This window comes from Prevotella sp. DNF00663, from assembly GCF_001553265.1.
Lineage (GTDB): Bacteria > Bacteroidota > Bacteroidia > Bacteroidales > Bacteroidaceae > Prevotella.
Map to the genome: position 1 here is coordinate 1 of NZ_KQ960627.1, position 8,423 is coordinate 8,423.

An 8,423-nucleotide genomic window follows, 5' to 3' on the forward strand; every position below is an offset into this window, starting at 1 on the left:
TTATCAACTTAAATTAATTCCGCCAACGGGTTCATAATGTATCTTTGCAACCGAGTTGCAAAAGTCATTTCGTATCTTTGCAGCCGAATATGAAATTGATAGCATACATCCTGAGCATTTACGTCTTTTTGTTGGCAGTGATTCCTTGCCAATGCAAGGAAGTTGTGTATGCACAAATTCAACATACAGAATCTGTGGCAGAATTCCATTCTGTCAACAATTACGAGGGTGGCATGCAGAAGTTTAATGCTGGTATGTGCTCACCTTTCTGTACAGATGCCATAGTGCATGCTTTCAGCTTATACGTAACTAACGATTCTTTCCAACTATCCAAATTTGCGGCTATTGTAACAAATCCGCAAATAGTTCATTATGAGGCTGTTCTTCTGCAGGCGTATACTGCGGGCGTATGGCGTCCACCTATAGCTTTGATGTTTTATCCTTGTTCTTTTTTGATAAAACATTAATAGTTAATCCATCATGTTTGAAAAAATCATCAATTTTTCCATACGGAACAAATTGGTGATTGGTATCATGACATTGCTTCTTATAGTATGGGGAGCCGTGTCACTGAGCCAATTGCCATTTGATTCCACACCTGATATTACCAACAATCAGGTACAAGTCATCACTCAAGCTCCCACGCTTGGCGCAGAGGAGGTTGAGCAGTACGTAACCACGCCACTTGAAATGGCTTTTGCCAACATTCCCGACATTGTGGAGCGTAGAAGTATCAGTCGCAGCGGATTGAGCGTTGTGACGCTCGTATTTCGCGACAATGTGGACATTTACTGGGCGCGTCAGCAGGTGAGCCAACAGCTGAAGGAGGCAGAGGAGGAGATTCCACGCGGAGCAGGCAAGGTGAGCTTGGCTCCTATCTCCACTGGACTCGGCGAGATTTACCAATACACCATTCATCCAGAGAAAGGATATGAGAACAAATTCTCTCTATCAGACATCCGCACCATACAAGACTGGATTGTACGAAAGCAGTTTGCAGGTACCGAAGGTGTGGCCGAGGTGAACGGATGGGGCGGCTATGTAAAGCAATACGAAGTAGCTATTAATCCCGACCGTCTTGCATCATTCGGTCTCACGGTGGTCGATCTTTATAAAGCCATAGAAGGTAATAATGAGAATACGGGTGGCAGTTATATAGAACAAGGCGACAATCAGTATTTTATCCGTGGTATCGGACTGGCGCGCACGTTGGATGATATTCGGCAAATTCCCGTAAAAACTGTCAATGGTGTTCCTGTGCTTGTGAGTGATGTAGCAGAAGTGCGATATGGTTCGGCCATGCGTTATGGAGCTGTAACACGCAATGGTGAAGGCGAAGTGGTGAGTGGTATCACACTGATGCTCAAGGGAGAGAACTTCCAACAAGTCATCAAAAACGTAAAGGAACGCATGAACCAAGTGCAGAAGAGCTTTCCCAAAGGCTTGGTCATTGAACCGTTCATAGACCGCACGCAGTTGGTAGACCGCGTGACGTTCACTATCACCGAGAACTTGGTACTGGGTTTACTCATCGTGATGTTTGTACTCATGCTATTTTTGGGCAATATCCGAGCAGGATTAGTGGTAGCATCGGTCATTCCGCTTGCCATGCTCTTTGCTTTCGGTATGATGAAGGCTTTCGGTGTGGGAGGCAACTTGATGAGTCTTGGTGCGCTTGACTTTGGAATTATTGTCGATGGTGCAGTCATCATCGTGGAGTGTATCACCACCTATATAGTCTCTCATGGCAAGAGGTTCAATAAAAGTGTACTTTCGCAGGACGATATGGATCATGTGGTAAGTATGGGTGCCAACAAGATACGTAAGAGTGCTGCATTTGGCGAAATTATCATCATGACAGTCTACGTGCCCCTCTTCACATTGGTAGGCATCGAAGGAAAAATGTTCAGACCGATGGCAATGACAGTGTTCTTTGCCGTTCTCGGAGCGTTTATTCTCTCGCTCACGTATGTTCCTGCTGCCAGTGCATTGTTTCTATCACGAAAAACGGAGCATGGAAAGAATTTCTCTGACCGTATGATGCATCGTATCAGTGAGGTTTATTTGCCATTACTACGTGTCAGTCTTAAGCGCAGCAAAGTCATCGTGGCAACAGGTATTGCCCTACTCGCCGTAGCCTTATTTATCTTCTCGCGCATGGGCGGCGAGTTTATTCCCAATTTAGAAGAAGGCGACCTCTGCGCCGAAGTAAGCATGAAGCAGGGCACGAGTCTGTCGAGGATGATAGCCAAAACCACAGAGGCAGAGAAAATACTGAAGAAGCGTTTCCCCGAGGTGAAACAGGTGGTGACGCGCATCGGTAGTTCGGAAATTCCCACCGACCCCATGCCTATGGAACGTGGCGACATGATGATACAACTCAAGCCCAAGAGTGAATGGACGAGTGCTAAAACGCAGGCAGAACTTTCTGAAAAGATGGAAGAGGCAATGAGTGAGGTAGAGGGATTGCGTGTGGAAATGTCGCAACCCATACAGATGCGTACCAACGAACTCATTACGGGTGTAAAGCAAGATGTTGCCATCAACATCTATGGCAACAACATCGACTCGCTGGCAAACATTGCCAAGCGTGTGGCAGAGAAAATAGAAAATGTGGAGGGTGTCGGGACGCCTATCGTGGAGCGTGTGTCGGGACTGCCACAGTTGCAAGTCATCTACGATCGTAGTCGCCTATCGGCTTACGGAATATCCATCAAGGAAGCGAATAGCACGCTGGAATCAGCTTTCGCTGGAACAACGGCAGGCAGTATTTTCGAGGAAGACAAGAAGTTCGACATCGTGTTGCGCTTGGACGAGAAGATGCGCAATAAGATTGAAACCTTACAGAACCTACTGCTCACCGTGCCAAGCGGGGGAACCGTACCTTTGTCGCAAGTGGCAGAGATAAAATATGTAAGTACACCATCGCAGATTACCCACGACGAGGGGCAGCGACGCATCTACGTGGGCTTCAACGTGCGAGGCAGGGATGTGGAGACAACCATTGCCGATATAGAGAAAAAGTTGGACACTGAATTGCAGTTGCCAACAGGCTATCATTACACCTACGGCGGACAGTTTAAGAATCTCAAGGAGGCAAAGGCACGTCTTTTGGTTGCTGTGCCAGCTGCATTAATCATCATTCTCTTCCTCCTATTCTTCACACTGCGCAGCATGCGTGAGATATTGATTGTGTTCACCGAAATTCCGCTTGCAGCCATCGGTGGTATCCTCGCCCTATGGTTGCGCGGCATACCTTTCAGCATCTCTGCCGGTGTTGGCTTTATTGCCCTGTTCGGCGTTGTGGTGCTTAACGGCATTGTGCTCATCAACCAGTTCGACGAGTTCAAGCGTAAGGGTATCACCGACATCAACCGCTGTATCATCAACGGCTGTATGGAACGCCTGCGCCCCGTGCTGATGACAGCACTCGTGGCTTCGCTCGGCTTCCTGCCCATGGCCATCTCGACAGGCGACGGTGCTGAGGTGCAGCGACCTCTTGCCACGGTGGTCATCGGTGGTCTGCTCATTGCCACCATTCTCACGCTTATGGTGTTGCCCTCTATGTACAAAATCTTTTCAAAGACAACAAAGACAAAATAGACATGAAGAAACAATATATCATTTTCAGCCTATTCCTCTTTCTTCCCATCTTAGTATCGGCCCAAAGCCGACAGATGACGTTGCAAGAGGTGTTGGCAATGGCTGCCGAGCGTAGCCTAACATTGCAGCGCTCACGTATGGAGGTGGATAAGACCCGTATCCTTCAAGGTACTGCTTTTCATCTGGATGCCACATCCGTGTCGCTCTCTCAGGACCCCACCAGTGGCGGAAGTCCCGACAATGCCATCACGGTGAGTCAGTCGTTTGCTCTACCCAGTGTTTATTCTGCCAGACGCTCATTGCTCAAGTCCGAAACTAGCGCTGTCCAAAGTCGATTGGCGGTGAGCGAGAATGAGCTGCGACGAGAGGTGAGCTTGGCTTTCTACGACTTGCTCTACGCACAGGACGTGTTACACATTTATGCCCGTCAAGACAGTATCTATAAAAATTTCAACCGTGTGGCAGAGGCTAAACTCGGAACTGGAGAGACTGGACGATTAGAGCAGATGAATGCAATCCGACTGAAACAGGAGAACGACATCAAAAGTGACATTGCGCAGCGCGACTTTCTCACTGCCCAATTACAGTTGATGAAGTGGCTCAACACCGATACGCTGGTGATACCTCTTGCCACAGCGACTAACGAACTCATATTTGCCGACCATTCCATTGCAGACGTTCCCCTCCTCGCCTTAGCGAAGAGTCAAGAAGAAGTTGCCAACCGACAACTGAAATTGGAGAAACGCAACGGACTGCCCACCTTCTCTGTGGGAGCCAGCGTGCAGACCGTCATCAAGGGATTCAATCCCTACAACATTGACCGCAGCGCGTATGGCGGTGGCAACTTCATGGGCTTCTCCGTGGGAGTGAACATCCCCTTAGCATTCGGTGCACAAAAGGCGCGGGTGAAGGCGGCTCGCAAGGAAGTGGAGATGGCACAACTCAACGTGCGCAATCAGGAGTACGTGCTCCGCAAAACCTACGATGCAGCCTATAACAACTATGTGTCGGCACACAAAGCCTACAACTATTATCAAAAAATAGGAGTGCCCCAAGCTCGCAAGATGGAACAAATCTCTAAGGCGAGTTATGAATATGGACAAATCGGTTATGTGGAGTTAATGCAAAACCTACAGAGTGCATTGGAGGTTTGGAAAGACTTTGCTGATGCTACTCGCCAATATAATAAAGCTATTGTTGAACTGAATTATCTTCAAGGAAAATGAGAAAAATAGGATTTTATCTACTGATACTGCTTGCCATGGTTATGGTGATCAGCTGTGGTAACGATAAGAAAAGTGACAAGGAAGAGAATGCTGCTTCCGAGAAAGTGGAAACAGAAGAAGGTGAAGAGGAGGCTGATGCTGATCCAGCACCCGACTTGAGTAAAACTGTTAATGTTGTGCGTGTGACAGGAACATTGGCACTCGATCCACAAAACAAAGCAGAGGTTTCTCCCATTGCAAGTGGGGTGGTGCGGCGCATCACAACTAGAGAAGGTATTAGAGTGCGCCGCGGTCAAGTGGTGGCTTATATAGAAAACACACAGATAGTCGAACTGCAACGCCAGTATCTCACGGCTGTAAATGAGCTTTCTGCAGCCAAAACAGAACTTGCCCGACAGCACACGCTGATGAAACAAGATGCAGGTGTGCTGAAAACTTTGCAACAGGCTGAGTCGACCTATGCTATTGCTAATGCGCAAGTGGTAGGTATTGGACGTCAGTTGAGTCAGCTCGGCGTGAATCCGTCGTCAATATCAGCAGGCAAGCTCACCACTCTCATTCCTGTCACATCGCCCATCAGTGGTATTGTTGGGAAGGTAAAAATCAGTATGGGCAGCTTCGTGGACATCTCCACTTCGCTCATGACGGTGGTCAACAACGTAAACCTGCATTGCGACCTGAAAGTGTTTGAGAAAGATTTGCCCAAGGTGCGCATCGGTCAGATGGTGAAGCTGACGCTCACCAATGCCCCCGAGGTGACCTTCCGCGCCAAGGTCTACGACATAAACTCCGTCTTCGACAACGATTCCAAGTCGGTCACGGTGCATGCCCGTATCATTGACCACCCCGCTACCAAGCTGTTGCCCGATATGTTTATCAATGGTGTGATAGAATGAAACAGGTTATTATGATGTTTCTTCTCATGGTCAGTGCTCTCTTGTCAGTAGAGGCGCAGACCATAAGCATAGATTCTTTGTCAGAAGTCAAGCAGAATCATACCCCCAAGCTGACGTCGCTCATAGCTCCAACGATATTGATAGGAACAGGAATCGTGGGGCTTCATAACCACTGGTTGCAGACTCAGGATTCAGATTTGCGAAATGAGATTCTGAAGAATTCACGCATCGGGACCATTTATGACGATGTGAGCCAATATGTGCCCATGGCCTCCGTGTATGGATTAAATGCCCTTGGCTTTAAGAGCACACACACCTTGGGGCAACAAGCAGTCTTGGGTGGTATGTCTGCACTCACAATGGGCATTCTGGTCAATTCCATGAAGTATGGCATCAAGAAGATGCGTCCCGACGGTTCTGCCCGAAACTCATTCCCCTCAGGCCATACGGCCATGGCCTTCATGGGAGCGGAGATGCTCTATCAGGAATATAAGGACACATCGCCATGGATTTGGATTGCAGGTTATACAATGGCTACAGGTACAGGCTTTCTGCGCATTTACAACAATCGGCATTGGCTCACTGATGTGATAACAGGGGCAGGCATCGGTATCTTCAGTGTAAAACTGTCGTATTGGCTCTATCCTAAGTTTTTTACAGAGAAACGCAATCGCAAAGGTGTATTCGTAGCTCCTTTATACGATGGGAAGAACATTGGTGCGACTGCGCAAATTATCTTTTAAATCAGATGTAGGGTTTGGAGTCGATACAGAAGACATCCTCACCTCCGTCAATCCTTTTGGCTACAGCCTTACGGATGTCCCCCATAAGTATGGCTGTCGTCTTGCGTCTGGCATTGAACCGTCTGCGGCTGATGAGGTTGGGCAGTTCCTTGCCGCATTCCTTGTGGAGACGATAGAAAAGGTAATTCTCACTGTCGACATGAAAGGCTTCTGCCGTTATTCCCAAAGCGATGACTTCGAGGTCGGAGAACTTGGGAACGACACCTCTTCGAGATACATTGCCGAGATTATTTACACGATTTCCAGCAAATTCCTTGCATATATTGAGAATTCTATAGAAATTTGTAATGAAGTTGCGCATAGAGATGATGATGGTACTTAATAACTTGAGATCCATTAAGTTACTAAAATTCAACGACATGTGCAACTTCTTTGTCATATAAATATCAACAAATTAATTCAACCAACGAGTTATTAAAGACGGTTTTTATTCGTATTCCTTATAATTCTTCTCCAGTAGTCTTTCCAAGTCCGAAGCCTTATAGAGTATCTTCCCTGCAAACTGCGTATAGGGTATAATCTTTCTGTCTCGATAGTCTTGCAGGGTGCGAGGGCTTATATACAGCCGCTCACACACCTCCTTGCCCGTTAGGAAATGCTCACCTCCAAACAGGGGCTTGTGCGTCTGTGCTACTTCCTTAATTCTCCTGCTCACACTGCTGATAGCGGACAGCGCCACCTGCATCTCGTCCGTGTCCATGTTCAAATCTCTAACTGTTTCCATCTTTTCATTGTTTATTTGTTGTTCTTGGTTTTCTCTGACTTTGTCTGTAACAACCGTTCCACGTCTTCACGCTTGTAATAGCACTTGTGTCCGATTTGTGTAAACGGAAGCATGCCCGTATCACGGTAATGCTGCAAGGTGCGCTTGCTGATGTTGAGTAACCGACACACATCTCCGTTGTGCAGCCAATCAGTGTGCTTACTCGATTCTCCAAATGCCTTGTGGCAGGTCTGGGCAAGAGCGACAATTTCATTCCTCAGCATTGCCCATTGCTTGTCGGTAATGATAAAATATCCCATAACGTTATATTGTTTTGTTTATATTTTCCTTTTGCGATTTGCTTTCCATCGCATGTTTCTGCGTGCAAAAGTATGCGCTTCTTTCCATTCCACAAAGCGGCAAGGAACAGCAGGGAAGAATAGGGAAACAGAAGGAAATGAGGTTATCTTTCTTACTCTTCTTCCGATCCTTATCTTCCTTTTTTCTACGTTTGTTTTAGTCAAAGCAATACAATGCTGATTGAAGCAAACAGGTACAGACATTTCCTATTACTTTTCTACACTTGTGCGCTTGTTCTTGGCTTAAATCCTTATTTTCCTGCTGTTTCCTGAAAAAATTCCGTAAGAAATCTATTGCCAATGAGCGCAACATTATGTAAACACTCTCCGAATGCTTGGAACATTGACATTCTCGCCGTAACTTCACTCTTGGAAACCAAAACGGGTAAACAATGAAAAATGAAGCAGATAAAAGCAGAATGAGAACAACAGGTAATTCTACAGAACGCAGGGGAAACACTTCCAAGAACAGCGAGATAGAAACCTATCTCCGTGCGCACTATGCGTTCAGTGTACAACACCGTACTGGGCAGGACAGAATACCGAAGCAATAAAGATACAGGCGGTCGTTTCACAAAAGTTGGTCGCTATGAAATCAACTCTCTCCGTAGGGAACTTAACTTCGACGTGGGTATCGTTACATCCCCCGACAATCTCTATTCCATCATCGAAAGCAGCTTTTCGCCACGCATCAATCCCATACAGGAATACTTCAAGACTTTGCCAGAGGTTGATGCTTCAGAAGTGCTGAACAAGATAGAAACAGATCAAAGCATCATTTCAAATCTTGCATCATGCGTTACTGGAAAAGCCACACTAATTTGACCCACCCT

At 46.8% G+C, this 8,423-nt stretch carries 8 protein-coding genes and 1 pseudogene; 6 read left to right on the top strand and 3 right to left on the bottom strand.

Going from position 1 to position 8,423, the window contains the following annotated elements; translation table 11 throughout:
• Window positions 1–89: 89 nt before the first annotated feature.
• Genes HMPREF3034_RS07100 through HMPREF3034_RS07120 form a run of 5 tightly spaced genes read left to right on the top strand, consistent with a single transcriptional unit; the run spans window position 90 to window position 6,468 of the window.
• Window positions 90–467, top strand: a complete 378-nt coding sequence (locus HMPREF3034_RS07100; protein WP_062434351.1) for a hypothetical protein — start codon at window positions 90–92, stop codon at window positions 465–467.
• Between the two features lie 13 nt (window positions 468–480).
• Window positions 481–3,603, top strand: coding sequence for an efflux RND transporter permease subunit (locus tag HMPREF3034_RS07105; RefSeq protein WP_062434353.1), 3,123 nt, complete (start codon window positions 481–483; stop codon window positions 3,601–3,603).
• Window positions 3,604–3,605: 2 nt separating this feature from the next.
• Window positions 3,606–4,829, top strand: coding sequence for a TolC family protein (locus HMPREF3034_RS07110; protein ID WP_062434356.1), 1,224 nt, complete (start codon window positions 3,606–3,608; stop codon window positions 4,827–4,829).
• Complete coding sequence (locus HMPREF3034_RS07115) at window positions 4,826–5,725, top strand: efflux RND transporter periplasmic adaptor subunit (RefSeq protein ID WP_036898771.1); 900 nt, start codon at window positions 4,826–4,828, stop codon at window positions 5,723–5,725. Before HMPREF3034_RS07110 ends, HMPREF3034_RS07115 begins: the two co-directional genes overlap by 4 nt.
• Window positions 5,722–6,468, top strand: a complete 747-nt coding sequence (locus HMPREF3034_RS07120) for a phosphatase PAP2 family protein (RefSeq protein WP_036898774.1) — start codon at window positions 5,722–5,724, stop codon at window positions 6,466–6,468. Before HMPREF3034_RS07115 ends, HMPREF3034_RS07120 begins: the two co-directional genes overlap by 4 nt.
• A gap of 1 nt (window position 6,469) precedes the next feature.
• Here HMPREF3034_RS07120 and HMPREF3034_RS07125 read toward each other — a convergent pair whose 3' ends face one another.
• The 3 genes from HMPREF3034_RS07125 to HMPREF3034_RS07135 all read right to left on the bottom strand — a co-directional run bounded on the left by HMPREF3034_RS07125 (window position 6,470) and on the right by HMPREF3034_RS07135 (window position 7,551).
• Window positions 6,470–6,865: a hypothetical protein gene (locus HMPREF3034_RS07125; protein ID WP_231725631.1), complete on the bottom strand. Its 396-nt coding sequence runs from the start codon at window positions 6,863–6,865 to the stop codon at window positions 6,470–6,472.
• A gap of 90 nt (window positions 6,866–6,955) precedes the next feature.
• Window positions 6,956–7,252 carry a helix-turn-helix domain-containing protein gene (locus HMPREF3034_RS07130; protein ID WP_062434362.1) on the bottom strand — a complete coding sequence of 99 codons (297 nt, stop codon included), beginning with the start codon at window positions 7,250–7,252 and terminating at the stop codon, window positions 6,956–6,958.
• Between the two features lie 11 nt (window positions 7,253–7,263).
• Window positions 7,264–7,551, bottom strand: coding sequence for a helix-turn-helix domain-containing protein (locus tag HMPREF3034_RS07135; protein WP_062434365.1), 288 nt, complete (start codon window positions 7,549–7,551; stop codon window positions 7,264–7,266).
• 431 nt (window positions 7,552–7,982) lie between these two features.
• On the opposite strand from HMPREF3034_RS07135, the pseudogene HMPREF3034_RS07140 reads away from it, so the two are divergent.
• Window positions 7,983–8,394: pseudogene (locus HMPREF3034_RS07140) on the top strand (virulence-associated protein E); the annotation flags it as partial.
• Between the last annotated feature and the right edge of the window lie 29 nt (window positions 8,395–8,423).